A 26,936-nucleotide genomic window follows, 5' to 3' on the forward strand; every position below is an offset into this window, starting at 1 on the left:
CCTTTAAATCAGCTTCTACTTTGGAATAACAAGCAAACTCTTTTCCTCGATCAACGGTATAAGTTTTAAAGGTATCTTTAGGAAAATGTTCATATAACTCACTAATTGCCCGGTACATTTCTAAAGTCGAGCGATTGTCTATTTTTACAGCCACATAAAAGCGTGTTTGACGTTCAACAAAGGTGGCTAAACAACCTTTACTTTTCCCACGACTTGAAACAACGGTATCCAACTCCCAGTGCCCAAACGTTTCACGGTTTTTGACTTCTTTAGGACGTTGATGAATCGAGGTTCCAATGTTAAATCGTCCGCGTGTTTCTCGAGGTTTTCGGCGTTTTCCTTTTTGTCTTAGACAGTTTAAATCTCCCAATAAAATCGTTCCATCATAAATCCAACGATAAATGGTTTTAAAGGAAATAACACCCTTTAAAACGGTATTAGAAATTTGTTCAGGTGACCAGGTTATTTTTAAATAATGTTGGATGGTTTGAATGACTTCTTCAGATTTCGTCTCTGGACGATGACAACCTAAGCGACGTTTCCAAGCTAATTCATCTACTAACTCAGCCTGATACGTCTGTTGAGTATTTCGTTTCAGGTCACGAGAAATCGTTGAATGATGACGATTTAATTGCACCGCAATTTGTCTCGCTGAATAACCCATTTTTGAAAGCACTTCTATACGTGTACGCTCAAATGTGTTAAGATGGTTATAACTCATAAATAGATCTCCTTGTTAAGAATTGGGTGTGGTAACTTCATTCTATAACAAAGATCCTATTTATGAGCTTTTTTTTATGTGTCGCACTTAATATTACAATCTGTCAAAAATAAAAACACCATGACTGGTCAAATTAAACCAATCACGGTGTTTTTATTTTATCCTTTAGAACAATCCGATAGCTGCTCCTAAAAGTCCTATAACCACAAGAACAGCAATGTTTACAAGCGGTGAAGCTCCTTTTTTAACTAAGCCATATAGACCAAAAGTTAAGCCTAATGGAAGCAAACAAGGCATAATTCCATCAAGAATTTCTTGAACGACAATAACTGATTCCCCATTTGGAATTTCAGCCGTAATTGGAACTCCTACATAAGATGCAATTAAAGCCCCTACGACAATTACCCCAAGAATGGTTGCAGAACGAGTAAATTCTTTCGCATATTTTGTGACAGTTTTTACTCCTTCAAGTCCTACTTTATAAGACCAATGCATTAATCCAAAACGTAGTGCAAATTGGACAACGTTAAATAGAATTAAGAAGATAATAGGTCCCATAATGCTTCCTGATAAAGACAGGTTAGCCCCGATCCCAGCAGCGATTGGAAGTAAGGTGAACCAGAAGATGGCATCTCCAATTCCTCCAAGAGGTCCCATGGCAGCTACACGCATTGCACGAATGGTTTGAATATCTGCTTTTTTCTGTTCGAATGAAAGCACGATTCCCATGACGAAGGTAATTAAGAATGGATGAGTATTGAAAAACTCAAGATTGTGTTTCATTGAAGCTGATAAATCATCTTTGTTTGTATGAATTTTTTTAAGTCCTGGCAAGATACTGTATAACCATCCACCAGCTTGCATACGTTCATAGTTAAATGAAGCTTGTAAGAATAAAGAACGCCAGACCATTTTATTTAAGTCTTTATTACTTAATTGTGGCGCCTCTTTTCGATCGACATAAGTTAATCCATTAGATGCCATCACTGCTCACCACCCTTTGAGATTTATTTTTAGTGCTCATTTGGAAGTCATAAACAGCAACAATAACACCTAAAATTGCAACTGCTAATAGTGGTAATTGTAAGTAAGCTACTAGGATGAATCCTAAGAAGACGAACATTAAGTACTCTTTGCTTAACATTACGCGAAGTAGAATTGCGAATCCAAGAGCAGGCATCATTTTACCAGCAGCAGATAATCCAGTCCATACCCAATCAGGTAATAAGGTTGTTAATTGTTCACCGACTGCACTACCGAATGCCATACCAGCTAATACGATCAGGGCAAATAATAACGCCAAAGCTCCCATCGCTAAGTAGTTGATACGATCAATTCCTTTTGTATCTGCATTTTCAGCGCATTGGTCCGCTTTATGCATTAATGGTGACATAGCTGTAAAGAGAATCGTTACAGCATATTGTCCGAGTAATGCAAACGGAATCGCAAGTGGTAATGCTGCATCTACATCTAATCCTAAACTGATACCAAACACCGTTGCCATAACTCCCCCGATAACAGCATTAGGTGGTTGTGCCCCTCCGACTGGCATGGCACCAATCATCATTAATTCGTATGAAGCCCCAATTGCAAGTCCTGTTGTCAAATCACCCATAATTAACCCGATAACTGGTCCAACTACGATTGGGCGATACAATGACTCAAGGAAGTTGAACTGGTCGATCGCAGCTACCATCGTAACAATTACGATAAGTAACATTTGAAACGCATTAAGTTCCATTTCCTTTCCCCCTAACTAAACTAATTAAATAGTTTGTTTATATCATCAGCAGATTCACTAGGAACTCTGCGGATTTCAAGTTCAACTCCAAGCTCTTTTAATTCTTTAAAGGCTTGGATATCCGATTCATCCACGCAAACAGCTTTGGTTACTTGGTGTTTACCTTCTGCCATATGCATGTTTCCGATGTTCACTTTCTTAATTGGAACTCCTCCTTTTACAAGTCGTAAAACATCTTGAGGTGTTTCACAAATTAAGAAGATAAGTTGTGAGTCACTTGCTTTATGAATGACATTGATTGTTTTATCAATGGTGAAATAGCGTGTTTGGGCAAATGATGGTGCAGCCATATCCATCAAACTTTGTCTAAATTCATCATGTGCTACTTCATCGTTTGCCACTAACAATAAGTTAGCTCCTACGATTTTTGACCATTGTGTTGCAACTTGTCCATGAATTAAACGGTTATCAATTCGTGTTAATAAAATGTTTGGCATTACTAATTCCCCCTATTTTTATAACGCTTACATAAAAAAATATATTCTTATTATTACAGATTATTCCTTTTTAAGGTCAGATTGTTAAATTCCATCTTGCTCACTCTCAAGATTATCTGATGCAGTTTTGACTTTATTAATCATCTCGAATCGAACACAAGATTCATGACTTTTATTGACTAATGATTGTGCTAACTCTTCAATTGACATCGTATCTTTTAAAAATAAGGCCTCCATTAAAGATCCAGTTGTAATCCCACATACAACCTCGATTCCTGGTTGCTGTTGGCTAAGGCCTGCTGCACATCGAAAGGGTGTTCCTCCAAGCAAGTCACAAATAAACACATAATTTGCCCCTACTGTTTCATCTAAAATCTGTTTAAACTTCGCTTTTAACGTTTCCTCAGTATCATCAATGAGGAAATCGACCGCATATAAATCTTCATTTTCTCCTGCAATGAAGGTTAAGTTACTTCGTATTCCCTTGGCATATTCCCCATGCCCTGTTAGTATCATCACATTTTTCACTTTCTCTTCCTCCTCTTCGTCGCTACACCCTTAGTTTACGATATCGCTTACACAATCTCAATATGATTAGGTGCCTTACGATAATTCGTCTATATTGAAGTCAAAAAAATCCAAATAGACGTTTTCTAATAATGAAGTTCCTCTCTTTTTACTAGGACTACCTTAAAGCCTATGCAATAAATGTCATAAAATATGTGCCATCCTGGCATTTGATAAACGTTTTATTTGTACAAATAGAGAAAAAAAGAAAGCTTTCGCTTTCCTTTTTGTCTGTATTTTATGACATCTCTTAGCCTTTCAAAAATGAAACTGACGCTTGATTGTGATTATGATAGCACCTTGTATAAAAACAAAAGACCCAAGCCATCATAAAGATAATATAATCTGGGAGGATGAAATTCGATGAAAAAACTAGCTATCTTACTGATGATTTTCGTATTAACCGGTTGCTATTCGTCTAAGTGGGAACACACACTCATGGTCGAAGGTCATTTATATGTCACAACCGAAGAAGTTGTCATGTTGAATATCGATTTGATTCGTCTTAAAAAGAGCGAACGATACGCAGAAATAACCTCGACCGTGACCTCAACTTCTACTCCCACTCAAAACGGTGAAGCAAACTTTGGAACCGTTGGCACACCGTATCTAAAATTTGATGATGATTATGTTTACGTCCGCCTAAATCATGAATGGATTCTCTTTAAAAAGATGGCAAAAGATTTACAATAATCGTTTCAAACGATATTCAAGCGCTTCTTCTTTATACCATTTTTCTTTAGTTAAGGTTGTAAATCCCATCTTCTCATAAAATCGCCTAGCACGATGATTATCTTTAAAAACCCAGAGGATGACTTCATGATAGCCGGCATCCTTTAATCGATTGAAAACCCAGTTCATTAACGTTATGGCACTACCATTTCCATAATATTTTACATCAAAATAAACGGCATAAATTTCAGCACAAGTTTTGGTAATATCTTCATCACGAGCAGTTCCAAATCCAATAAATCCTTCAATTTCAGTTTCATTCTCAATAACAATGATTTCATGAGGTTTTGCTATGAGACGTTCTCTGACATTTTTTGTTGCTTTTTCAACATCTAAAATGGCAAGTTCTTCATCCGATACAATGCCTTTATATGCCGTTCTCCATCCATTAATATTAATGGTGGCAATGCGTTTTGCATCTTTTAAATTAGCATAACGAATCATCAAAACTCCCCCTTTTACTGTAACTTTTATCAACCTAAAAAAGAAACTGATCTTATTGATCAGTTTCTTTTTTAGCGACGATTAAAAATCGATGACGTGTTATGTCAACGTAACCCTTTTCGTGTATTAGTCGATGAATAATTTCTAATCGATCATAATATTTCTCTACGCTAAAGTTAGGGACTTGTTGATTAATGACTTTTAAGTAATACACAATGGCACCAATATCATAAAAACGTGTTAAACTGATATCATCTTTTGCGACTTCAATGTGAAATCCAGCTTCTCTTAACTCATTAACGGCTGTACGTAAGCTCCAATTTGAAAATTCGCAAGGCTCAGCGTTTAACCAAAGATTAAGTTCACAATCATTTAATCCCCCAACTTGTTGGGTAATAAACACACCACCATCGTTTAAGAGGCGTGCGACTTCACAAGCATCAAAGGGTTCATGACGGTTGATCACAATATCAAATTGATTTGATTCAAGTGGTAAAATCTGATTACTATTTGCGTGAACAACCGATACTCCAAGAGGCTCAAGACATGTTTTCGCTACTGAAATATTGGGTTCATATCCTTCTGTTGCCACTGTTTTAGCTGGAAGTGGAGCAAGGGATGATAAAAATTCGCCACCACCTGTTCCCATATCTAACACCGAATGAGCCTCTTTAAAATAATCTTTAATAATCGTTGGTAAATGCCACTTCAGTGGAAACTCAACCATACGTCCTGAACGTTCTAAATAATCAAAGTTCCACCCTGTTAACGGCTGATTTTCTTCTTGTACTAAATAATCGTATAACCCTTTATTCATTTTTCTCATCCCCTTAATTAAGCACTCATTTCGTTGTATTTCCCCTACAACGTTACTATTAATGTCTTCCAAAATCACCTAAACAAGTTAAATTTTTTAACAGCTCCAAATCCTTAACTTGCAAAGAAGTATGGCAAATCATTTGCTTTTACTGTTTCCTAGTCTCCTACGGTATCCCCTATATAAATAGGTACTTATAAGTGATGATATTTCCTGATTAATTTAATATTCTCTGATTTATCAAACTTCAGACCTGGCATTTGAACCTGTTTCACTTAAAGGTTAAAGCGTCCCATCTAAATCAAAAATAATTGAATCATCATCTCACCCCGTATTAATTCATATTATACACCTAGGACACAAAAAAGACACGCTTTTTATGGCGAAAATTGTAAAAAGCGTGTGATTTATTTTATGATAGCGGAATCACCAGTTTTTGTGAGTGTTCCCATTGACTAGGAGAATAGATTAAGGATAATTGAGTATCAAAGTCATCTACTTCAAAGATTAAAAGTCCCTCTATTGATGATTCCATTGCCAAGGATCCACTTTTAAATTCATGATCATTGTCAATGAGCGTTAAACTAGGAAGTATCAATTCACCCTTATCCGTTAATAATTTAAAATCATAGGCACTATAGTTTTTATCTGTCTCACTTCTATTTTCAAGTTGTACATCGATGATAATAAATGATTTTCCATCTTTCGCTTTGCTATAAGTTGTTTCATTGACTTTATCATATGAAAAAACAGTTAGAATCATGTTTTCTAGTTCAATAGGAACGAGTCGTTCTCCGAACAACCAATTCTCATTAAATGACAACGAAGGGGTTAAGGTATTTTTGACTTCATGTTCTAATTCTAAATTAACACTGAGCGTTTCTTTTGAAAATAGCGTTGGAAGTGTATAATAAAGCATCAAATTTGTAGCGTTTTTAGGAATTTCAAACATTAAACTTCCCTCAATGACCCCACCACTAACGATTTCAGTCATTTTTAATAAATTTTCCGTTTCAATTAAAGACGTCATGGGTTTAAGCTTTTGATTGTATTGATCACTTAGTTCAAAATGATACGGGAAAAAAATAAGCGTATCGTCAGTCTTATTTTTTAACATTAAGTCTACTTTTACATACTCGTATCCTTTTTTTGGCGTACTCAACTCTGTTTTATTTAGGCGTTCTACCTTTGTGACCTGTAAGTCAATCGATTCATTTGTGACCATATCTCCAATTCCCATGACTTTCGGCTGACTGACGACCTGTAATGCCTCAATTTCTAAATCAAAGGTAATGGATGCTAACGCATTGGTTGCTACTGGTCGGTACTCGAATGAATATCCCTCATCTAGCGGATAGGTATAAATCAACGTTCCACTCACTTCATCGCCCGGTGCTAATTCCCCGGCCTTTAAGGTGGTCTCATCATCGACGTTTGGAACCAAACTTCCCCCTGTATTTGTTTTTAGAATAAATTGATAAGGATTATATGCTAACACCTCATCAGAATGGTTTTGAAGAACGATGTTAATTGATAAAAATTCTTCTGTTTGATTGACACTATTCAGTTCAAGCGTCGTCTCATGCAACGTTCCCACTTCACCTATTTGATAAATCACTTTTTCTAATGGCTTCGAGCTTTGTGAGCGAGTACTGCTAGCTGCTTCAGTGACGCTAATCATTGGATTTTCATTTAATGCGTATAAAAAAGAACATCCTATGATTACCCCACTGAAGGTAATAAGAATATTTTTACGATTTTTCAGGTGTGGAATTCCCCACTTAATTACAATATCTGGACTGAAGATTCCCGTCATTAAACAGATAAAAGCTAATAATAAAAACATTGAGGTGATATTTGGCATTGCTGTTCCCCCCATTTTGCCGAAATACTTTAATCTTCTTCATTATACCTTACACCTTCGAGTTTACTAAATAAGAATCAATTGTGATATAAAGATCAGGATAAGAATTCCTTGCTAATTATCTCGTAAAATCTCTTTCGCCGTATTGTTTTGTCACCAATTTGACGATACTGTCAAAAATTCTAAGATTGGTAATTATTTTATTTTTTCCATTATATGTTATACTTGTCTGAGATGAGAGGAAATGGAGCGTTTAAAATGATCAATAAAATCATTCATTGTGAATTGGCCTATAGCCGTTGTTTTTCAAAAGAAATCAAAACTGTTCATGGAATTCGATTTACTGATTCCGAACTACTCGATATGTATGATCATAATTATACGTATCTTCCAAAAATTTCAACAAATATCATAACTCAAGAAGTCTTAGATTGTTTTAAGACACAAGATTTTTGTAAACTCGTTTCATACGAACCTCCCATCGATTCTATCCCAAATGGTGAGATTAGCTTAATGGGGGTTTATCAATTCGATTGGACAGAAGTTTTAAATCTAAAAGACCGAGATGATTTGGTGATTGAGGTACTAAAACAGATCGATACTGTGGCAGATTTAATCGCATGTGATTTAGCTCATGATGAACAAACCTTAGGTTATGATTTTTGTGTCCGTCGTGCGACTCGACGCAAAAATGTATACTTATCAAACGACGGTGTGGATTGCTATATCGCTTATTATAAAGGTCATCCCATTGGAAAGTGTGACTTATTTATTCATGATGAAATAGCTAAAATCGAAGATTTTGGTGTAAATCCATGCTGTCAACATCAAGGATTTGGAACGGCTATTTTAAAATCTATGATTGAAACAGCTATTCAACAAAATTGTCAGCTCATCTATTTAGTCACAGATGAAGAGGATACAGCAAAAGACATGTATCAAAAACTGGGCTTTCATAAAATTGCACAGCGAACAGACTATTTCTTTAAACGTCCATAACTTCTAATCCTCAAAAAAAATACGCTAATGATTAGTAATAGCGCGTTTTTTAATTTCTTTGAATCATTAATCGAATGAGAGGGAGTGAACTTGTTTTCTCTTCATCTAAAAAACAAACCAAACCTCTCCTACTTCCCCTATCACCCGATGTAAAAAGAGCCTTCTTTAGAAAGAGGCTCTTTTACTTTTTATTTTTTTAAGAGTAAATGGTAACATTCAGATCCGTTATTTTGCGTGAAAGTTGTCACCTTCTTATACGAGATCACACTAAAATTTTGAATCAGCTTTTTTGAAAGGAAGGTATTTGGCAATGTCATGTAACATTCGCCTCCTACTTTCAAAATACGATATACTTCCTTAAAGACTTGAATCATTTCATCCTGATTTAATTCATGTAAGCAATCGTATGCTAAAACACAATCAAAACTTTCATCTGATAAAGAAAGAGACGTTAATGGACCATGAACGTACTTCATTTCTAAACCTAACTCATTTACTTTTTCTAATAATTCACTCAAACTATCATTTTTAGATTGATATGCCGTCACTGTGTAGCCATCTTCTGCAAAGAATAAGGCGTGACGCCCCGTTGCACATCCTAAATCTAAAAAACGGTCTAACTTACGAAGTTCCCAACGTTTACGTAGATAATACGTTTCTTCTGCTGGATTTTTCCAAATTAAAGTTTCATCATTCTCCCATTTGACTTCCTTTATTTGATCCTCTTGTTTCATTATGTGTGCCTCCAATGCCCTATTCTAAATAATACATAAATACCCCTTTATGCAATTTATTAGAAATTATAACATATTTTGTTATTTATTTCATCTATAATAACACAGAAAGGACACGAAATGTCAAAAAATACAATAATTATTTGATTATTTTTTCAATAATCTGTTCAGTAAAGGAAGAAAGTGTTGCTTCTCCACCTACGTCTTTTGTTAAATATAGACCGTCCTCATAAACTGCCATCATTGCTTTTTCAATCTGATTGGCATAAGAACTTAAATTCAAATGGCGTAACATCAAAATACTAGATTGTAAAAGAGCCGTTGGGTTTGCTATATTTTGTCCTGCAATATCTGGTGCACTTCCATGAACAGCTTCAAAAATGGCTACTTCATCTCCTAAATTAGCTCCCGGTACTAATCCAAGTCCGCCAACCAAGCCGGCACATAAATCTGATAAAATATCGCCATATAAATTTCCCATTACTAAGACATCCGATTTTTGAGGATTCATCACTAAGTTCATACACATTGCATCCACAATTTGTTCATGATAATCAATTGATGGATAGTCCGCTTTAATCTTTCGAACACAGTCTAAAAATAATCCATCACTTAATTTCATAATGTTTGCTTTATGAACAGCTGTCACCAGCTTGCGATGTTGTTTAATCGCTAAATCAAAGGCTACTTTTGCAATTCGTTCACTAGCCTTTTTCGTGACAATCTTAATGCTTTCAGCTGCCACATCGCCGATTTGATGTTCAATGCCAGCATATAAATCTTCGGTGTTTTCTCGCACAACTACTAAATCAATATTTTCATACCGTGAAGTAATGCCTTTGATGGATTTAATTGGACGAATGTTGGCATATAAATTGAACGTTTGCCGAAGTGTAACATTGACACTGCGAAATCCAAATCCAATTGGAGTTGTAATCGGACCTTTTAACGCCACCTTATTTTTTTCAATGGAATCAATGACAGCACGTGGTAATGGTGTTTTTTCAACTTCCATCACATGAGCTCCAGCTTGAACAATCTCCCATTCAATTGGCACTTTAGCAGCTTCAAAAATTTTAACAACTGCCTCACTAATTTCAGGTCCAATTCCATCACCAGGAATTAACGTGACGACTCTCATTTTACTCTCCCCTTTCTTGCTTAATCAAATTAATGGCTCCACCCGCAAGAATCATTTTACGTTCTCTCTTTGATAATAAGAGTCTTGTTTTAATATAGCGGTTTTGCGTGACATTATAAACCATCACCAATGGTTGTGCCTGTGTCACCAGATGAGTTAAATCTTTTAATTCTAAAACGTCATTTTGATTCATCTGATCATAATCTTTATCTTCAACAAACTCAAGGGGCAAAATTCCCGAATTAATAAGATTTGATCGATGAATTCGGGCAAATGATTTCGCAATAACCCCTTTGATGCCTAAATACAAGGGAACGAGCGCAGCATGCTCTCTTGATGAGCCTTGTCCATAATTAAGCCCCGCGATAATAAATCCACCTTTTTCACTCATTGCTCGGGTTGCAAAGGTTTCATCAACGGTTTGAAAGCAGTACTGACTTAAATAGGGAATGTTTGACCGATACGGTAGCAGTTTAGCATTTGAGGGCATAATATGATCGGTTGTGATATGATCCCCTACTTTAATTAAAACTTTTTTAGTTAGATAAGCAGATAAAGGTTCATTCAAAGGAAATGGTTTAATATTCGGTCCTCTTTTGATGTCTCCTTGTTTGTTAGGTGAAATAATAGATAAATCATTGATTTCAAAAGAATCAGGCTGTGAAATACCTAGTTTTTCATTCATTGGATTGATTAGGACTCCGGCAAGAGCAGAATAGGCAGCTGTTTCAGGTGAACAAAGGTAGACATTAGCAGATAAGGTGCCACAACGTCCATAAAAATTACGGTTAAACGTTCTTAAACTGATTGCATTTGTTGCCGGTGATTGTCCCATTCCAATACACGGTCCACATCCAGACTCTAATAATCTAGCCCCACTTGCAAGGATATCAGCTAGTGCTCCATTTTTAGCAAGCATCGTCAATACTTGTTTTGACCCCGGTGAAATGACTAAACTGACATCAGGATGAACCGTCTTTCCTTTTAAGATGGTCGCGACTTTCATGAGATCTTGATAGGAACCATTTGTACAACTTCCAATTGCTACTTGATCTACTTTGATAGTCCCCACTTCTTCAACCGTGCGAACAGCATCTGGAGAATGAGGACAGGCAATAAGCGGTTTGAGTTCATCTAAGTTAATCTCATACACTTCATCATAATGAGCATCCTCGTCTGGTGATAATTCATGATAATCTTCAAGGCGATTTTGCGCTTTTAAAAATTCTTTCGTTGTTGCATCACTTGGAAAAATTGAGGTTGTAGCTCCAAGTTCTGCTCCCATATTGGTAATGGTTCCACGCTCGGGAATACTTAAGTTACAAACGCCACTTCCCGTGTATTCAAGGATTTTTCCAACGCCACCTTTAACTGTCAGTCGACGTAAAACTTCTAGTATGATATCCTTAGCACTGCATCCTGGCTGTAAGGTTCCACTTAACTTAATATTAACCATCTTTGGCATTTTAAAATAATAAGGAACACCTGCCATTGCTTTTGCAACATCTAATCCTCCCGCTCCAATGGCTAACATCCCAACGGCTCCACATGTTGGTGTATGAGAATCACTTCCAATTAAAGTTTGACCTGGAACTGAAAATCGTTCAAGATGTACTTGATGACAAATTCCATTTCCGGGTTTTGAAAAGTAAATGCCATATCGATTTGTTACGGTTTGCAAATATTTGTGATCGTCTGCATTTTCAAATCCAACTTGTAATAAATTATGATCGACATAAGCGACTGAACGCTTTGTTTTGACTTCATCGATGTTCATGGCTTCTAATTGTAAATAAGTCATGGTTCCAGTTGAGTCTTGTGTTAACGTTTGATCAATCTGAATGCCGATTTCTTCTTCTTTTTTCAATTTACCTGATACTAAATGGTTATGAATGATTTTTTGGCTCATGGTTAATCCCATAAATATTCCCCCACTTCATTTTTTAAAAAATGGATGTAATCATCGAGTTCTTGATCAGATATGATTCCGATTCGCCCCTGTTCAAACTCATGATCCACATATTCTTTTAATTGCGTTACGATTTTTGAACTTTTATTAACTTGCTGTTCTTTCGTTAATTGATAATAAGTGTTAATCCAATGAGCAATGCCTGCTAATCCAGAATGAGCAGAAATGGCAACGAGTGGTGGTCGATTTAAAAACTTGTTGGTGTCAAAAATGTTATAAATCTCTTCATCTTTTAGTAAACCATCTGCATGAATACCTGCTCGTGTTACATTGAAATTTTTTCCGACAAAAGGGGTGCTTGGACTAATCTTCAGTCCAATTTCATGTTCGTAATAAGAGGCAATCTCACTGATGACGGTCGGATCCATCCCATCTAGTGTGCCACGTAAGGAAGCATATTCAAAAACCATTGCTTCAAGTGGCGTGTTACCCGTTCGTTCTCCAATTCCAAGCATTGTACAGTTAACTCCTGATGCACCGTACAGCCAGGCATTTGATGAATTATTCACCGCTTTGTAAAAATCATTATGTCCATGCCACTCAATCCATTCGCTTGGAAAATGTGCATGGTGGTTTAATCCAAAGATAATTCCTTGAACAGAACGTGGAAGTGCTGCTCCTGGATAGGTCACACCATACCCCATGGTGTCACAAGCTCTTATTTTGATCGGTGTTTGACTTTCTTCACTTAATTGTCTTAAAGCCATTGCTAAAGGAACAACAAAACCATAAAAATCAGCTCGTGTAATATCTTCGAAATGACAACGAGGTATAATTCCTACGTCTAAAGCTTGTTTAACAATTCCTAAGTAGTGATCAAAGGCCTGCTTTCGTGTCATGTTTAATTTTTTAAAAATATGATAATCAGAACAAGAGAGTAATATTCCAGTTTCTTTTAGTCCTATTTCTCTAACGAGCTTAAAGTCGTCTTTATTCGCTCGAATCCAAGACGTGACTTCTGGAAATTCATAATCGAGCTCTAAACAACGATAAACGGCTTCACGATCCTTTTTAGAATATAAAAAGAATTCGCTTTGACGTACTTTTCCCTGTGGCCCACCTAGTCGATGAAGCATTTGATATAACGTTGTAATTTGATCAACGGTATACGGTGCTCTTGATTGCTGTCCGTCTCGAAATGATGTATCCGTTATAAAGATTTCATCTGGCATATGGATTGGTACGCGGGTATGATTAAACGTCACTTTAGGGATTTCTGAATAAGGATAAATATCTCGATACAAATTGGCATCTTTTATATCGTTTAAGACATAATTAAACTCAATGGCCTCCATTAAATTTGAACGCTTATTATATTCAATCAAGGCGCTCCCCTCCTTAACAATAATTACCAAATATAGGTATTTAGGCCTATTTTAACACGTTTTATCGCAAAGGGAAGAGCCTCGCATCGATAAATTAAAACAGGACAAATCTAGACTTCTCTTTTTAAAATGTAAGGGAATACATCATGAATTCTGATTGGAAATAGACTTTTTTGTGCGAAAAATGTAAAAAAACTATAGTTTTTCTGTTTACAATGTAAAAATCATATGTTAAATTAGATAACGTTCGCTAAAAAGTTGAACAATGGAGGAATTATATGAGATTACAACAAATGTTATTTGCGGCATTTGCCTCTAGCGTTTTATTGATTGGATGTTCTAAACCAGTCGATGCTTCGGCTTATGACCAAACAACAATCGTTGATCATGATCATGATATGAAATCAGATATTTCAATCCTTGTTGAAACAGAAATGATGATTTCAACTTTAAACAACGATTCAAATTTTAGCTTTCAAACTTTATATCATAAATCAAATGACGCTTCTTTATCGTTCTTAAACGAAATGAAGTCTCTTGATAATCTGTTGGAAAATCACTTAGGTTCTGATAGATTTAAAATTTGTTCATTAAATGGAAACTATTATCTTTCATGTGAAAAAGCAATTCAATTGTTTCATAAAGAAGAAGAAATCATGATTAATGGCGAATATATCAAATTAAATCGCTATCCTTAAATTCCTATGTTCCTGCCTTTTGACGGCAGTTTTTTTTATGATGTATTTTTATTTGGAGAAGCTTATAAATGCAGTTATCTAAAAAAGGATATCTGGTCAAGATAAAAGCATGTAAAATCGGCTACGATGAGTCGCAGATTAAATCATCATTAAATACAGGGATGCATCAGACTAATGACCTTTGACAAGTTTTGAAAATTCATGCTTTTCTTGCTGTGACTGAAACAATTTAAACCAAGCGCATATTTCTAATGCAAAGTCCACAAATGCAATTCCTTGGGCTGTAATGACATGACGATCACGTACTAAGCGTTTTGAAACATAGTTTTCACGCGGAAAAGGATCGTCCATATTATAAAAAAGGGCTTCTTCTGCACTCCATTTACTGATTGGCGTGGTATAAGTCATGTAATCTAAAACCCCTGCTTTTGCAAGCATAACCGTTCCAGCGCTACAAATTCCAGCTAATAGCTTCCGTTCTTTATGAATACGTTGAATCAGTTCGACTAATTCTAAGCGAATATCGTTATTCCATCCCCCACATAAAATTAATCCTTCGACGTCTTCTTTTAAAACTTCTTTGACTGTATATTGTGGCTGATAATGAAGGCCTGATTGTCCCTCAACTGCATCGTCGGTATACGCAATTGTCATGATTTCTTTTCCTGCATCAGCGTGCAGAAGATGACTGATAAAGGTTACTTCATAATCTGCCATTCCTTCAAACATGAATATTAAAATCTTCCCCATTGAAATCCCCTTAACATTGTTAAATTTATCCTCTTTTTGAGGTCATTAATTTCATTGTAGAGTAAAAGCCTTTTAAATGTCAACGTTTGATGGCCATCTCATCTCTTAAAAGACCTCAAGATTCGAGAATTATTCAATGTTTCGATAAAATTTGCTACTTATTTTCTTTGATTTATCAAAAAAAGTGATATCTTGAAGTTTCATCCCATTCATCAATCCAAGCCCCATCAAAAATGGTAGGCCCTAAAAGCTGTAACTAAATATGAAGTTGCCGATTGGTTGCTAGGCATTCAGAAATGAATTCCTAGCAACCAATTTTTATTTAATTTTATGATTATATTTTTGTCATTATTTCTATTTATTGTAAATTTATCATCATATGTAACTCCATATTACTTTACAAGAGAAGTAGCTGTTAAGGTTCTTGATGTTTAATATGAAGTCATGAAAAAAGCACCGTAAATATCCGATTTAAAATCGAACATTTACGGTGCATCTCGCCTATCATTCGTTTAGAAAAGATTATTTTTTACGACCTAATCCCATTTTATGTTCTGCTTTTTTCACTTTTTTAAACGCTAATTGGTTTGCTCTTTCGGCTCCACGATCCAATACTTCATCAATGATTGGAGAATTTAATAATTCTTTCATACGTTGTTGAATGGGTTCAAGTTCTGCAACTACGACCTCTGCTAAATCAGATTTAAATGTTCCATAACCTGCTCCATCATAGCGAGCGACTAATGAGTCAATACTTTCTCCTGTAATGGTTGAATAAATTTCTAATAAGTTTGAAATGCCTGGTTTGTTCTCGCGATCAAAGGCAATGATACCATCTGAATCTGTCATCGCTGATTTGATTTTTTTACGAATAACATTTGGTTCATCTGTCATTAAGATAAAGTTACGGGCGTTATCATCTGATTTACTCATTTTTTTGGTTGGCTCTTGTAAAGACATAATACGAGCACCTGTTTTAGCGATTAAAGGCTCAGGAATTTTAAACGTTTCTCCAAATCGATTATTAAAACGTTCTGCAAGATCTCTGGTTAATTCTAAATGTTGTTTTTGATCATCTCCAACAGGGACAAAATCTACATCATATAATAAAATATCAGCTGCCATTAAAACAGGATACATAAATAAGCCAACACCAATTCCTTGTCCTTTTGCACTTTGTTTTTGCGATTTATCTTTAAATTGTGTCATACGTTCAAGTTCACCCATTGACGTATTACAGGTTAACATCCATGCTAGTTGTGTATGGGCTGGAACTTCAGATTGCACAAAAATTGTTGCTTTTTCTGGGTCTAGGCCACACGCTAAATATAAGGCCGTTAATTCTTTAATCTTCTTACGTAATTCTAAGCGATCTTGAGGGACAGTAATCGCATGTTGATCCACGATAAAGAAAAAACACTCATGTTCATCTTGTAATTTAACAAAGTTTTTTAATGCCCCTAAATAGTTTCCGATTGTTAAAGTTCCAGATGGTTGAATTGCTGATAAAATTCTTGACATAATTTTCACTCCTTATTAATGGTAGAGAACAAAAAAAGTCCTCTACCTATGTACACATAGATAGAGGACGATATATTACCGCGGTGCCACCTCAATAGATAAACTTAATTTATCCACTTTAGTCTTGATAACGGAAGAATCCGAGTTCCCTACTTTCACATTCAGGTTCCACTCATGAGCCCATTCATTCGCTTGATTTATCGATTTCCACCAACCATCGACTCTCTGTAAAATCAGATGACGAACTACTATTTCTCAATCAAAGGTTTATTATATATTTTTATTGTATGACTTTACCATTCATCTTGTCAATTAAAAATCATGGTGTTCTTCAAATAAAGCACTTAATTCTTCTGTTGAAAGTTTACTAATAAACGTTTCCCCTTCTTTGACAATGGCTTCGGTTAAATCACGTTTTTGTTCCTGTAACACTTGAATTCGTTCTTCAATTGTATTTTTAACCATTAATTTAAAGACTTGAACTGTTTTATCTTGTCCTAAACGGTGAGCTCGGTCAGTTGCCTGATTTTGAGCACTCATGTTCCACCATGGGTCATAGTGAATCACAACATCTGCCCCTGTTAAATTAAGTCCTGTTCCACCTGCTTTTAATGAAATTAAGAAGACTTTCGTATCGTCTTGATTAAATTGCTCCGTTAAAGCTAAACGATCACTTGTTTTGGTTGCGCCTGTTAAGGTTAAAAATTTAATTTCTTTAGCTTTAAGCTCACGCCCTAAAATCTCTAACATCGAGGTAAATTGCGAGAAAATTAAAACCTTATGACCTGATGCAATACAATCTTGAACTAACTGCATACATAAATTTAGTTTCGCACTTTCACCACGATAATTTTCAAGATAAAGTGACGGATGACAGCAAAGTTGGCGTAAGCGCATTAATAAGGCTAAAATTTTAATTCGACTACGTTCTACCCCAACTTCTTCAATTTCATGATGCATTTCTTGTTTCATTTGAGATAGCATCGCATAGTACAAGTCACGCTGCGTTTTTCCCATTTCACAATACACGTTTGTTTCGATTTTATCTGGTAATTCTTTTAAGACATCTTTTTTCAAGCGACGAAGGATAAAAGGAGCCACTTGTTGGTGAATGCGAGTTAATAAATGTAAGTGATGATGTTTTACGATTGGGGCTTCATATTTTTTCTTAAACTGTGAATAAGATCCAAAGTATCCCGGAAGAATGAAGTCAAAAATTGACCATAAGTCTGCTAATGAATTCTCGATTGGCGTACCAGTTAAGGCAAAACGGACTTCACTTCGAATTCGTTTCACTGACTTAGCATTTTGAGTCGTATGATTTTTAATAAAATGAGCCTCATCTAAAATACAGAAGCGATATTGTTGTGTTTCATACACTTCAATATCTCGGCGAATTAAGTCGTAAGAGGTAATAACAACATCATAATCTGTTGAGGTATTAATTAAATCTTGTCTGACAGTTGGTTCTCCTGTCACAATTAATACGTTTAAACTTGGCGCAAATTTCCCAATTTCGCTTTTCCAGTTATAGATTAATGAACTAGGTGCCACAATGAGTGAGGGTTTTGTACTTTCTGATTGTTCAGATAAAAGAACTGAAATAATTTGCAAGGTTTTTCCAAGTCCCATATCATCGGCTAAAATTCCGCCCATTTGATATTTAGCTAAGGTTTTAATCCATCTAAACCCTGTTTTTTGATAACGACGAAGTGTTTTTTGCAAAGGTTCAGGCACGATAAAATCGGCATCTTCGACTAATTTAAATTCACGGACCATCGATTTAAAGGAAGCATCCCTCACGGCATGCAAAGTTTCGTGATGTTGAATGAGTTGATCTAAATAAAGCGCACGATATTTTGGGATCATCACTTCTGCCTGTCCAAATTCGTTATCTTTTAAGTTTAAATCGTCGACAAAGGAAGCCAACGTTTCAACGTAATCATTTTGTAAGTTAATAAATGATCCGTCTTTTAGTCGGAAATATTTTTTATTTAAGCGATAAGCCGCTAATATTTTTTTGTATTCCGATGCGTCAAATTCTAAATCTTCAAAATGAACATTTAACCACTCACTTTGCAAACGGATTCCAACAGATAAAGATTTGGGTTCTTTAATTTTAATCCCTTTAAATGTTTCTGAAGCATAGACCTCCCCTATTTGTCTAAGTTCATTAATCCCTTCTGTTAAAAACGTATACGTGGCTTCTTCATCTTTTAATAAATAGGTTCCCCCAGGTATTTTTTCAAAATGGAACGTTTCAAGCATTGCCAACACCTTGGCTTCTTTGACAACATCACGAAGAATTTGCTTACTTTCCTCCGTATTCGGTTGGTTGGCATCGATATGAATATCGCCATAGCGATACTGAACACGTAATCCAATATTTCCTTTAAACTCTGAATCTAAATAAAAACCAAAGGTTAGAGGATAGACTTTAAATTTTTGATAGAGTTCTTCAAGTGCAGTATCACGAATGTAAGGCTTAATTTTAGGTAAAACCAGTGATAAAAATTTCCCCATCGTTTCATTGGAAATTTTAAGTCCAAATGAAGTTGCTTCTGACATTTTTTCAAGTAAAGGAATAATATTTTGAACAAACTCTTCATGACAGCGATACATTTCTCGCTCTTGGAGTAAATAGGTATAATTTTGTCCTCGAATGATTAGATATTGACCTAAATTATGTCTTAAATAATAAGTACTGTCTTCTTCTTCAATTTGGAATTCAATTTCTGGTTCTTTCGAATGAAGGGTAATCGTTTCACAATTATAATACTCAATACTACAAGCAATTGTTTTACGTAAGTTTAAGTCATAAAACGTATCCAAACTAGACGGCGTTAAAAACAATTGACGTGCTTGTCCTGGTGATAAACCAAATTGTTTCAAATAGACGCGATCTTCTACAACACGATCCCAAATAAATTTCACTAAGGGACGTGACCGTTCATCAAAATGATTCATCGTATGTTTAAACTCTAACTCTTTTCCATAAGAGATAATACATTCACATTCTAAGTCAATAACAAATCGATATAAATCTCTGATGACATACGGTCTCGTAATCCCCATACTAACTTCTAAAGAAGGTTGATTACGACTATTAATCACTAGTTTAGGATACATCGTGACTTGTTGAGGATACATTTCATAATTCAGTTCACTTGTCAAATTTGTTTCATATGTATCTAAAACTTTAGAAATGAGATCATCATCCTCGCTTAACCCTGAATGAATCACTAATCTATTTTTAATTTGATCGTCATATAAACGCAATAAAAGAGCAATTACATGCTTACATGAACCAAACTTTGTATGAAACCCTCCGCAGTCACACATATGATGGGTGACTTTCCCCTGCTCATTAATATTCAAATGGACATGAAATAAATCTGGATCTTCTATAACTTCAGCAAAAACTTGATAATCATCTACCTTATCATAAATAATGTAGTATTTAATCGTTGCTCCAAAGTTATAAAAGGATTGTGCACGTGAAAAAACAGCTGGATTTGCAGCCATGCTTTTAATCATATTTAAATTTAAGTTCACGCCTATCACTCTCCTTACGACAACTTATCTCTTAATTTTACCATAAATTAGTCTAGAGATAAATGGAAGTTCACGATTAATTTAAAAGTCAAATCCTGTTTTATTAGTATAGACAAATTAAGTTACCTTTATCCGTTTGTTGATGATTTAAAAAATGCTGTAACTGTGTCAAAAGAGTCTCTTTTAAATAGATGATCTTTGCATTATTCATTTCATAATCCATGATATCTGAATAATTATTAATTAAGTTTTCACCGACATTTAAATAAGTATTCAGACGGTTATAATCATTTTTTTCTCTCATAGAAGGTAAGTTTTTTTTTGCGTCAGTTACTAAATTTTTAATGTTATTTACTTCCTCAAATGTAAATAACTCATCACAATAGCTTAACCATTGTGTCAAGCTAATCACAATGGGTTCTAATATTTCCGACTCAATCTTTAAGATTTCAATCATATTATGATTCTTCATGAGTCGAACTGATTTTAATAAAAAGATATAAAACTTCTCAATAACTTGAATAAACTCCATTTGATCAGGTAATTCATACCATTTTCCATACTTTATTCCTTCTAATTTTATTTGCTCTTTTTTGAATTGATGATCCTTATCAATCAATAACCTCATGCGTTTTTCTTTTAAATAATTGAAACTTAAATGATCTGAGATGAACAAAAATTGGACGGACCATCCCATTTCATAAACGGCACAGTAATGTAAAATAGGGTGGTCCCCATTTAATTTATATTCACATTCCGCATGAAAGACTTTTCCAAGCTGCTTTAACCAATTCGTGTCTTTTAGAAAATTATAGATATTAGGAGTGAAGATGACAAATTTATATTCTAACCGTTCCGTTGCAATCTCATGTCTCTCATATAAAATTAGGCATCTGATCAAGTCATCCATGATACAATACGTATAAATATCCCATAAATGATGATCTAGCATTAGACTCCCCCCTTCCTATATTAAATTTTATGTTGAATTAGCAATTATCATGTCAATCAAAAATCCTTATTTTTCCCGTTTGGCTGACTTTTTTGAGTGTTTATTTGAATCAGTTCTTCTCTTTTTTTTATTCTTCTATTAATTAGAGAATTGTCTAATTTTCTAATTTTTAAATCTTATATCTGTTGAAAAGAAAAAAAGGCTAATGCCTTATTTACGATCGCGATAGCCTCTTAGTCTTGCAAAATACGTTTTATTTTGTTGTTCAGTTTCCCCTAACTTTAATTGGTATGTGTGATGAATCGAAGACTGGATAATTTTTTGTTGTGAAGAGGATGTGTGTACTTTCTGTTCTTTCATACTAACACCTCAGCTAATCTATAGTTCTATGATACTATATGCAAAGAACACCTATGTTGCAAGTCCTGTTCTTCATCTCTGTGTATCGAATTGACTCCGATCATCCGTTATCGAAACTCAAGCTCTAACCCTTTCGTAAAAAAATAAATTGGTTTCAAGTTTGAAAGTCTCCTACTCAGAATTCTAGCACTAAAAAAAGGAATGCCAATTCAATGAGGCATCCTCTTAGTGTCGGTTATATATAATAAAATGATAAATTCTTAGTCTTCTTGAATTTTTGAACCTTTTTCAGCAATATTCTCTGATTGATTCTCTTTTAGATTTCCTTTATTTTCAGCTTCTTTTTGAGTTTCAGGAACTCTTGATTCTGTTGTTCCTTTATTTTCAGTCTCTTGTCGAGCTTCAGGAGCTTTTGATTCTGTTGTTCCTTTATTTTCAGTCTCTTGTCGAGCTTTAGGAGCTTTTGATTCTACTTCGCCTTTTTCAGTTGAAGCGTTTTGTGTTTTAGAAGTTTTAGATTCTTCTTTTGTCTCAGATTCTGGTTTAGGGGCTTTTGGTCCTCGAGGCCCAGCTACCCCAATAAACATTTGTTCATTACGAGCTTTTTCTGAAAATTCAGCCATATATTTTTGCATAGCTTGTGCTTCATCTTTTGAAATAATTCCATATTCAACGTATTTATCTAATAACTTGACTTTAGCCACATTCACTTTATCAAATAAGTCGTAGATTTCTTTTTTCTGATCTGCAGTTAACGCATCAAATTTTGCTTGAGCTTCTTTAAATTTTTGTTCATGTTTAGCCATTTCAGCCTTTTGATCTTCTGTTAATTGCTGTGATACTGAAATGACGTCATCATTTTTTTCAGCAGCTTGTCCATTTATGCCACCTAGGCCAACAAGCATACAGGCTGTAAAAATTGAGATTACTTTTTTCACAAAAAACACCTTCTTCAAATAATTCTTACACAACCGACAAAATTAGTTTGAGCATTTTTTGTCGATTATTGTGTGCCAACTTCTTCTTTATCAGATAATATTTAGAAATTAAAAACAGACAACAAAAAAAAGCAGAATCACTCTGCTTTTATCGTCCATATAAACCGGTTTTAAGTTCATGAATATTAACTTCTTTATCTGGTATTTTGACTCATTTGCTAGCTCAATTGCCGATTCAATATCGTATTTAAGTCAATAAAACTGAATAGAAAAGTCTGCTTCTTGTTGGGAATTTAAAATTCCCTCTAAGATAACATAGGCGGCCATTGGGATTAAATCGAAAGAATTTCCAACACTTCTGACATTAAATAACACTCTTTCGTCGCGTAAATATTGTAAATAATCACCCTGAATACCGCACTATAACTCACGAGGATTAGCATGAAATAAACGAATATACCGTCCGCTTAAGTCAAATCCAGTAACTTCTCGAAGAGTTCTCAATATTTCTAATCGTCTCCCACCGAATGCATGTCGGTATTACCAAAATAAAATCTTCCCAATTTCCTTTTGCAATAACTTGGCACTTTTTTAAATAGAGATCAACCACTTCCTTTGATTGTGACCCTTTTCCAATCATATCACCTAAACAAAAAATGGGTTTTTGTTCAATATCATGCAAGACGACCTTAAGAGAAGGCATATTTCCATGTCTATCAGAAATAAGGGCAAAGTTTCACTTTTCTCATTTATATTCTCCCGACTTATTCAGGATTGATCTCAATCATCACCACATCTGGTCGATTAAACAAACGAAGTCTTCCTAACCCTCGACTTACAATCAGATTTGACGAATTAAATCGATAATGTCCCCCACTATATTTAGGAAACAATTTGCGTTCAGGGGATAGAATCCCTCCGATAAAAGGTAGTCTTACAGCGCCTCCATGAACATGTCCGCAACAAATTAAATCAACTTCATGTTCAAGATAGATCGGAATTAAAAATGGGTTATGCGCAAGTAGAATATTATAATGATGCGGTGATGTGGGCTCTAGCACATCAGAAACCTTTTTAATAGGATGAATATCATCAATTGCTGAAATTTTTTCTGGGACGGCACAATAATGAGCCAATGGAACGGTTAATCCTTGAATATGTAACTTTACATCTTGTAGTTGAATCAGATTCGTGTCATTTTTCAAGACATGCACTCCCAATGCTCTTAAATCATTTAAATAAGTCTCATACCACCCATTTTCTAGATTGAGCGTATCATAGCGTGCTGTTAATTCATGATTTCCTTCGATATAATACATTGGAATTTGATCACTTAATGCCGCTGCAACTGATAAAAAGGCATCCCCATTATGATCTGTTGAACTAATCATATCCCCTGTTGTCACAATTAAATCCGGTTTAAGTTCCCGGACTTTTTTAATCAGTCGCTCATTATTAACTCCGAATTCTTTAGAATGCAAATCGGATAAGTGAACAATTTTTATTTTATGCTTGAGTTTCTCTGTTTTAAGATAGAACGTACTTACTTTTAACGTTTCTAATTCGAAATATAAAAATCCTATCCCAAACAGTAGTAAGGCTAACAGCATCATAAGTCTTTCACACACCCTTTCCCTGTCCTTTATAAAATCATCGAGATGACGCGATAAATACTTTCTTCCATTCTTACCCACCATCGCTTATTTAATTCGTATGAGTCATCCACTATTAAACAATTCTCCAAATCTTTATTAAATTGATGATTTAACTGCTCTGTAAACGTTTCATTATAAACAAAAGCACTAATTTCATAATTAATTTTAAAACTTCTTTGATCCATATTAGTTGAACCAATACAACTAACTTTGCCATCAACTGTCATAATTTTTGAATGTAAAAACCCTTTATATAAATAGACGGTAATTCCTGCTTCTCGTAACTCTTTAATAAATGAAGTAGTCGTTCGATAAACGTAGTGATGATCCGCAATCGTTGGAATCATCACCTCTACCTTAACGCCTGAATAAGCAGCCATTTTTAACGTCTCGAGAAATAAATTATCCGGTATAAAATAAGGGGTTTGAATTTGAATCGACTTCATGGCTGTTTGAATCATTTTTACCATCCCTGATTTAATATCATCCGTACTCGTATCGGGTCCATCACTCACAATTTGCATTTCACACTCTTTCTCACCCCTATGAGATGAGAAATAATTCTTGAATTTTGTTTTAATCTGATTTTCTTCTTCAACATCATCACAAACCATGAAATAATCACGTAAAAAACGGAGCTGTAAAAAACGAACGGATTCACCTATGATTCGCAAATGAGCATCTCGCCAAGGAGAATATTTCGGATCTAAAGACATATATTCTTTTCCAATATTCATTCCTCCCATATAACCTATTTTACCATCAATCACCACAATTTTACGATGATTACGATAATTATAATTTAATCCAACTAAACGTATTTTAGCAGGGTGAAAATTATAGACCTTTCCGCCTGCTCGAATAATTGGAGCAAAAAAATGCATCGGTGTTCCAAAGCATCCCGCCCCATCATAAATAACGCGTACTTCTACCCCTTCGTGTGCCTTTTTTGCTAATAAATTGACAAATTCAGTTCCGAGTTCATCTTGACGAATAATAAAATATAGAAAATGAATAGATGTCGTGGCTTGACTGATATCTAAATACAGTTGCTTATACTTTAATTCCCCTTCAGAATAAAACGTCAAATCATTATATCGTGTTAACTTCGCTTGATTAAATTGACGATTATACCGCATAATGGACCTGATAGGTTCATCAACGTTTGATTCATAATGTAAATCACTCACATTTTCTTCAATGGTATCAACTAGATTCACTTTCTTTGACACTTTTGGTGTTCTTTCAAAAAGTAGATAAAAAATAAACCCAATGACCGGAATAAAAACTAAAACAAGTATCCAAGCCAATAATAAAGAAGGTTCTTTTCGTTTATAAAATATTAAATTCCCAATTAAAAAGAGATTAATTAGTCTGATTATAATTAAAAGAAACGCGATCATATTGCATCCTCCAACTAAAAAAATCCCCCTTTATTATTATTTTAAAAATAAATAACCAAATGCATAGCCTGCATAGATAAACACAATATTCCATATGGCAATCCCTGCCATTGAATAAAGACTAAATGAGACGAAGTTCATTCGAAGCGTTCCCACTGTTAATGAAATCAATGTTCTAGCAACCGGAATAAGCCTGGCAATAAATACCCCTTTATTTCCATGGCGATCCGTATACCCAATCGCCTTATCAATAGACGGTTGTAAATTGACAAACTTTTGATAAAATTTATCTAAAATGGGTTTCCCTAAAAAATAACCAATAAAATATAAGACATAGCTTCCTAATAAGCCCGCCATAATCGAAACAATTAAGGCGGTCATGAAGTTCATGTCACTGCTTGCAATTAAAATCCCAGCGGCAGGCATAATAATTCCAGCTGGTAGTCCAGGTAAATTCATATACTCGAGAAACACAATGATAAATAAAAAATATAAACCATAAGTCGAAAAGTAATCTAAAACTGTATATATATCCAATCCATTCCCCACCTTTTTGTCATTAATCATGTACCTTATTATGTCATAAATTTTGGATTTTATTCAATCTAAAAATAGCATAACTTCAACGGAAAACTTGTAAAAAAAAGATGGAATTTCTTAAGAAATTCCATCTTTTTTATTCGATTGACAATGATATAGATAATATGAGTATCCCATTGAAAAAATGATTGGAATAAAAATACAAGCCAGATATAAGCTCATTCCTACTATACCTGATACAAAAGCACAGAAAAGCATTAAAACGCCACTCACAACGATTAAATAAGAACTCATACGATGCGTTTTAGTCCAAACCTCATCACTTGCTAAAGTCCATGGCGTACGAATGCCAAACGTATAATTCGGTTTCACTTGTCCTAAATAATTCCCCATGACAATAAATAAAATCGAAATTCCAATCTTAGCAATCAAATCAATGGGCAGTTCAACTCCTAAAGCAACAAGAAAAGTCATGATTTGTAAGACAACCATAAATAAGATTAAGATTAACATCACACGTTCATATGCTTTTGTAAATTTAGAAAAAGATTTTTGCTTTGGATCAATTTTTGGCATAAGCCAAAATAACCCATACATGAAAGCAGGAAGACAAGCTAGAACAATAGCCATCCATCTAGGGCTGTAATCATCCACATCACCATTGATGTTCCAGTGCGTTGGAATTTGCTGTGGTAAAACAGGATAAGCGATGAGTGTTGCGACGAGTGTCAATCCTATCACACTGACTAAAAATTTATTAATTTTCATGATTCCCTCCTCGATACATAAACTCATAAAACCACCCAATCACATCTTGAACCACGGTTGTATTTAACGTATAGACAACGAATTGCCCTCTTTTTTCACTTTGTACTAAATCCGCATTTTTTAAGATGTTTAAGTGATGAGTAATAGAAGGCTTACTCATGTCAAAACATTCTGCAATTTGCCCCGCTGTCATCTCACCCTTGTTCAATTTTTTTAAAATCGTACGACGAGTGGGATCCGCGAGT

Annotated in this window: 27 protein-coding genes and 1 other annotated feature; of the genes, 3 read left to right on the top strand and 24 right to left on the bottom strand. The window is 34.8% G+C overall.

Features of this window, described 5'->3' with window-relative positions; translation table 11 throughout:
- The 5 genes from QWC74_RS05815 to QWC74_RS05835 all read right to left on the bottom strand — a co-directional run.
- The coding region (locus tag QWC74_RS05815) for an IS30 family transposase (protein ID WP_288993941.1) at positions 1 to 721 on the bottom strand (721 nt) is incomplete at its 3' end.
- A gap of 165 nt (positions 722 to 886) precedes the next feature.
- Entirely contained in the window at positions 887 to 1,705 is an 819-nt protein-coding gene (locus QWC74_RS05820; protein WP_006785084.1) for a PTS system mannose/fructose/sorbose family transporter subunit IID, read from the bottom strand.
- Positions 1,695 to 2,462, bottom strand: coding sequence for a PTS sugar transporter subunit IIC (locus QWC74_RS05825; protein ID WP_006785083.1), 768 nt, complete (start codon positions 2,460 to 2,462; stop codon positions 1,695 to 1,697). The genes QWC74_RS05820 and QWC74_RS05825 overlap by 11 nt, the downstream gene beginning before the upstream one ends.
- A gap of 20 nt (positions 2,463 to 2,482) precedes the next feature.
- Complete coding sequence (gene agaV / locus QWC74_RS05830; protein ID WP_006785082.1) at positions 2,483 to 2,959, bottom strand: PTS N-acetylgalactosamine transporter subunit IIB; 477 nt, start codon at positions 2,957 to 2,959, stop codon at positions 2,483 to 2,485.
- An 84-nt stretch (positions 2,960 to 3,043) separates the two neighbouring features.
- Positions 3,044 to 3,487: a PTS sugar transporter subunit IIA gene (locus QWC74_RS05835; RefSeq protein ID WP_006785081.1), complete on the bottom strand. Its 444-nt coding sequence runs from the start codon at positions 3,485 to 3,487 to the stop codon at positions 3,044 to 3,046.
- 402 nt (positions 3,488 to 3,889) lie between these two features.
- Between QWC74_RS05835 and QWC74_RS05840 the strand changes: the two genes are divergently transcribed.
- Positions 3,890 to 4,219, top strand: a complete 330-nt coding sequence (locus QWC74_RS05840; RefSeq protein ID WP_006785080.1) for a hypothetical protein — start codon at positions 3,890 to 3,892, stop codon at positions 4,217 to 4,219.
- On the opposite strand, the gene QWC74_RS05845 is transcribed toward QWC74_RS05840, so the two are convergent.
- The 3 genes from QWC74_RS05845 to QWC74_RS05855 all read right to left on the bottom strand — a co-directional run bounded on the left by QWC74_RS05845 (position 4,211) and on the right by QWC74_RS05855 (position 7,383).
- The gene (locus QWC74_RS05845; protein WP_006785079.1) at positions 4,211 to 4,702 is read right to left on the bottom strand and encodes a GNAT family N-acetyltransferase; all 492 of its coding nucleotides are present in this window, start codon (positions 4,700 to 4,702) and stop codon (positions 4,211 to 4,213) included. The two genes, QWC74_RS05840 and QWC74_RS05845, sit on opposite strands and share 9 nt — an antisense overlap.
- 52 nt (positions 4,703 to 4,754) lie before the next feature.
- The gene (locus QWC74_RS05850; protein WP_129821704.1) at positions 4,755 to 5,519 is read right to left on the bottom strand and encodes a bifunctional 2-polyprenyl-6-hydroxyphenol methylase/3-demethylubiquinol 3-O-methyltransferase UbiG; all 765 of its coding nucleotides are present in this window, start codon (positions 5,517 to 5,519) and stop codon (positions 4,755 to 4,757) included.
- Between the two features lie 412 nt (positions 5,520 to 5,931).
- The gene (locus QWC74_RS05855) at positions 5,932 to 7,383 is read right to left on the bottom strand and encodes a DUF4352 domain-containing protein (protein WP_006784867.1); all 1,452 of its coding nucleotides are present in this window, start codon (positions 7,381 to 7,383) and stop codon (positions 5,932 to 5,934) included.
- A 258-nt stretch (positions 7,384 to 7,641) separates the two neighbouring features.
- On the opposite strand from QWC74_RS05855, the gene QWC74_RS05860 reads away from it, so the two are divergent.
- Positions 7,642 to 8,382 (top strand): GNAT family N-acetyltransferase, encoded by a 741-nt coding sequence (locus QWC74_RS05860; RefSeq protein WP_006784866.1) that lies wholly within the window; start codon positions 7,642 to 7,644, stop codon positions 8,380 to 8,382.
- Between the two features lie 188 nt (positions 8,383 to 8,570).
- On the opposite strand, the gene QWC74_RS05865 is transcribed toward QWC74_RS05860, so the two are convergent.
- The 4 genes from QWC74_RS05865 to QWC74_RS05880 all read right to left on the bottom strand — a co-directional run bounded on the left by QWC74_RS05865 (position 8,571) and on the right by QWC74_RS05880 (position 13,551).
- Entirely contained in the window at positions 8,571 to 9,116 is a 546-nt protein-coding gene (locus QWC74_RS05865; RefSeq protein WP_006784865.1) for a class I SAM-dependent methyltransferase, read from the bottom strand.
- 139 nt (positions 9,117 to 9,255) lie between these two features.
- A complete protein-coding gene (locus QWC74_RS05870) occupies positions 9,256 to 10,257 on the bottom strand; it encodes an isocitrate dehydrogenase (NAD(+)) (RefSeq protein ID WP_006784864.1) in 1,002 nt (333 codons plus the stop codon).
- A gap of 1 nt (position 10,258) precedes the next feature.
- The gene (locus tag QWC74_RS05875; protein WP_006784863.1) at positions 10,259 to 12,178 is read right to left on the bottom strand and encodes an aconitate hydratase; all 1,920 of its coding nucleotides are present in this window, start codon (positions 12,176 to 12,178) and stop codon (positions 10,259 to 10,261) included.
- Positions 12,169 to 13,551, bottom strand: a complete 1,383-nt coding sequence (locus QWC74_RS05880) for a 2-isopropylmalate synthase (RefSeq protein ID WP_006784862.1) — start codon at positions 13,549 to 13,551, stop codon at positions 12,169 to 12,171. Before QWC74_RS05880 ends, QWC74_RS05875 begins: the two co-directional genes overlap by 10 nt.
- A gap of 278 nt (positions 13,552 to 13,829) precedes the next feature.
- Here QWC74_RS05880 and QWC74_RS05885 point away from each other — a divergent pair, with 278 nt between their 5' ends.
- A complete protein-coding gene (locus QWC74_RS05885) occupies positions 13,830 to 14,249 on the top strand; it encodes a hypothetical protein (protein WP_006784861.1) in 420 nt (139 codons plus the stop codon).
- 171 nt (positions 14,250 to 14,420) lie between these two features.
- On the opposite strand, the gene QWC74_RS05890 is transcribed toward QWC74_RS05885, so the two are convergent.
- The 12 genes from QWC74_RS05890 to QWC74_RS05940 all read right to left on the bottom strand — a co-directional run.
- A complete protein-coding gene (locus tag QWC74_RS05890; RefSeq protein WP_006784860.1) occupies positions 14,421 to 14,999 on the bottom strand; it encodes a DJ-1/PfpI family protein in 579 nt (192 codons plus the stop codon).
- Between the two features lie 522 nt (positions 15,000 to 15,521).
- On the bottom strand, positions 15,522 to 16,520 hold the full coding sequence (gene trpS / locus QWC74_RS05895; RefSeq protein WP_006784859.1) for a tryptophan--tRNA ligase: 999 nt from the start codon (positions 16,518 to 16,520) through the stop codon (positions 15,522 to 15,524).
- A gap of 60 nt (positions 16,521 to 16,580) precedes the next feature.
- Positions 16,581 to 16,792: a binding site (T-box leader), on the bottom strand.
- Between the two features lie 40 nt (positions 16,793 to 16,832).
- Positions 16,833 to 20,075, bottom strand: a complete 3,243-nt coding sequence (locus tag QWC74_RS05900; protein ID WP_006784858.1) for a DEAD/DEAH box helicase — start codon at positions 20,073 to 20,075, stop codon at positions 16,833 to 16,835.
- 103 nt (positions 20,076 to 20,178) lie between these two features.
- Positions 20,179 to 21,027, bottom strand: a complete 849-nt coding sequence (locus QWC74_RS05905; RefSeq protein WP_006784857.1) for an aminoglycoside 6-adenylyltransferase — start codon at positions 21,025 to 21,027, stop codon at positions 20,179 to 20,181.
- Positions 21,028 to 21,237: 210 nt separating this feature from the next.
- Positions 21,238 to 21,387 (bottom strand): hypothetical protein, encoded by a 150-nt coding sequence (locus QWC74_RS05910; RefSeq protein WP_009606727.1) that lies wholly within the window; start codon positions 21,385 to 21,387, stop codon positions 21,238 to 21,240.
- A gap of 260 nt (positions 21,388 to 21,647) precedes the next feature.
- On the bottom strand, positions 21,648 to 22,325 hold the full coding sequence (locus tag QWC74_RS05915) for a DUF2680 domain-containing protein (RefSeq protein WP_129821707.1): 678 nt from the start codon (positions 22,323 to 22,325) through the stop codon (positions 21,648 to 21,650).
- Between the two features lie 472 nt (positions 22,326 to 22,797).
- Positions 22,798 to 23,049 carry a metallophosphoesterase gene (locus QWC74_RS14805; protein ID WP_353734598.1) on the bottom strand — a complete coding sequence of 84 codons (252 nt, stop codon included), beginning with the start codon at positions 23,047 to 23,049 and terminating at the stop codon, positions 22,798 to 22,800.
- A gap of 40 nt (positions 23,050 to 23,089) precedes the next feature.
- A complete protein-coding gene (locus QWC74_RS05920) occupies positions 23,090 to 23,953 on the bottom strand; it encodes a metallophosphoesterase (RefSeq protein WP_237701272.1) in 864 nt (287 codons plus the stop codon).
- Positions 23,954 to 23,967: 14 nt separating this feature from the next.
- A complete protein-coding gene (cls, locus tag QWC74_RS05925) occupies positions 23,968 to 25,383 on the bottom strand; it encodes a cardiolipin synthase (RefSeq protein ID WP_155222880.1) in 1,416 nt (471 codons plus the stop codon).
- Positions 25,384 to 25,419: 36 nt separating this feature from the next.
- Positions 25,420 to 25,920, bottom strand: coding sequence for a DedA family protein (locus QWC74_RS05930; RefSeq protein ID WP_006784903.1), 501 nt, complete (start codon positions 25,918 to 25,920; stop codon positions 25,420 to 25,422).
- Positions 25,921 to 26,040: 120 nt separating this feature from the next.
- Positions 26,041 to 26,691: an SdpI family protein gene (locus QWC74_RS05935; RefSeq protein ID WP_006784902.1), complete on the bottom strand. Its 651-nt coding sequence runs from the start codon at positions 26,689 to 26,691 to the stop codon at positions 26,041 to 26,043.
- On the bottom strand, positions 26,681 to 26,936 hold a 256-nt coding region (locus QWC74_RS05940; protein WP_288993942.1), incomplete at its 5' end, for an autorepressor SdpR family transcription factor. The genes QWC74_RS05935 and QWC74_RS05940, both read right to left, overlap by 11 nt.

The sequence above is a fragment of the uncultured Turicibacter sp. genome (assembly GCF_938044715.1).
GTDB classification, from domain to species: Bacteria; Bacillota_I; Bacilli_A; order MOL361; family Turicibacteraceae; genus Turicibacter; species Turicibacter sanguinis.

Coding starts and splice junctions, on each gene's coding strand:
- agaV (WP_006785082.1), bottom strand. CDS start 2,959: ATGCCAAACATTTTATTAACACGAATTGATAACCGTTTAATTCATGGA.
- QWC74_RS05825 (WP_006785083.1), bottom strand. CDS start 2,462: ATGGAACTTAATGCGTTTCAAATGTTACTTATCGTAATTGTTACGATG.
- QWC74_RS05890 (WP_006784860.1), bottom strand. CDS start 14,999: ATGGGGAAGATTTTAATATTCATGTTTGAAGGAATGGCAGATTATGAA.
- QWC74_RS05820 (WP_006785084.1), bottom strand. CDS start 1,705: ATGGCATCTAATGGATTAACTTATGTCGATCGAAAAGAGGCGCCACAA.
- QWC74_RS05850 (WP_129821704.1), bottom strand. CDS start 5,519: ATGAATAAAGGGTTATACGATTATTTAGTACAAGAAGAAAATCAGCCG.
- cls (WP_155222880.1), bottom strand. CDS start 25,383: ATGATCGCGTTTCTTTTAATTATAATCAGACTAATTAATCTCTTTTTA.
- QWC74_RS05840 (WP_006785080.1), top strand. CDS start 3,890: ATGAAAAAACTAGCTATCTTACTGATGATTTTCGTATTAACCGGTTGC.
- QWC74_RS05860 (WP_006784866.1), top strand. CDS start 7,642: ATGATCAATAAAATCATTCATTGTGAATTGGCCTATAGCCGTTGTTTT.
- QWC74_RS05910 (WP_009606727.1), bottom strand. CDS start 21,387: ATGAAAGAACAGAAAGTACACACATCCTCTTCACAACAAAAAATTATC.
- QWC74_RS05935 (WP_006784902.1), bottom strand. CDS start 26,691: ATGAAAATTAATAAATTTTTAGTCAGTGTGATAGGATTGACACTCGTC.
- QWC74_RS05855 (WP_006784867.1), bottom strand. CDS start 7,383: ATGCCAAATATCACCTCAATGTTTTTATTATTAGCTTTTATCTGTTTA.
- QWC74_RS05885 (WP_006784861.1), top strand. CDS start 13,830: ATGAGATTACAACAAATGTTATTTGCGGCATTTGCCTCTAGCGTTTTA.
- trpS (WP_006784859.1), bottom strand. CDS start 16,520: ATGTCAAGAATTTTATCAGCAATTCAACCATCTGGAACTTTAACAATC.
- QWC74_RS05875 (WP_006784863.1), bottom strand. CDS start 12,178: ATGGGATTAACCATGAGCCAAAAAATCATTCATAACCATTTAGTATCA.
- QWC74_RS05865 (WP_006784865.1), bottom strand. CDS start 9,116: ATGAAACAAGAGGATCAAATAAAGGAAGTCAAATGGGAGAATGATGAA.
- QWC74_RS05905 (WP_006784857.1), bottom strand. CDS start 21,027: ATGCTAGATCATCATTTATGGGATATTTATACGTATTGTATCATGGAT.
- QWC74_RS05870 (WP_006784864.1), bottom strand. CDS start 10,257: ATGAGAGTCGTCACGTTAATTCCTGGTGATGGAATTGGACCTGAAATT.
- QWC74_RS05845 (WP_006785079.1), bottom strand. CDS start 4,702: ATGATTCGTTATGCTAATTTAAAAGATGCAAAACGCATTGCCACCATT.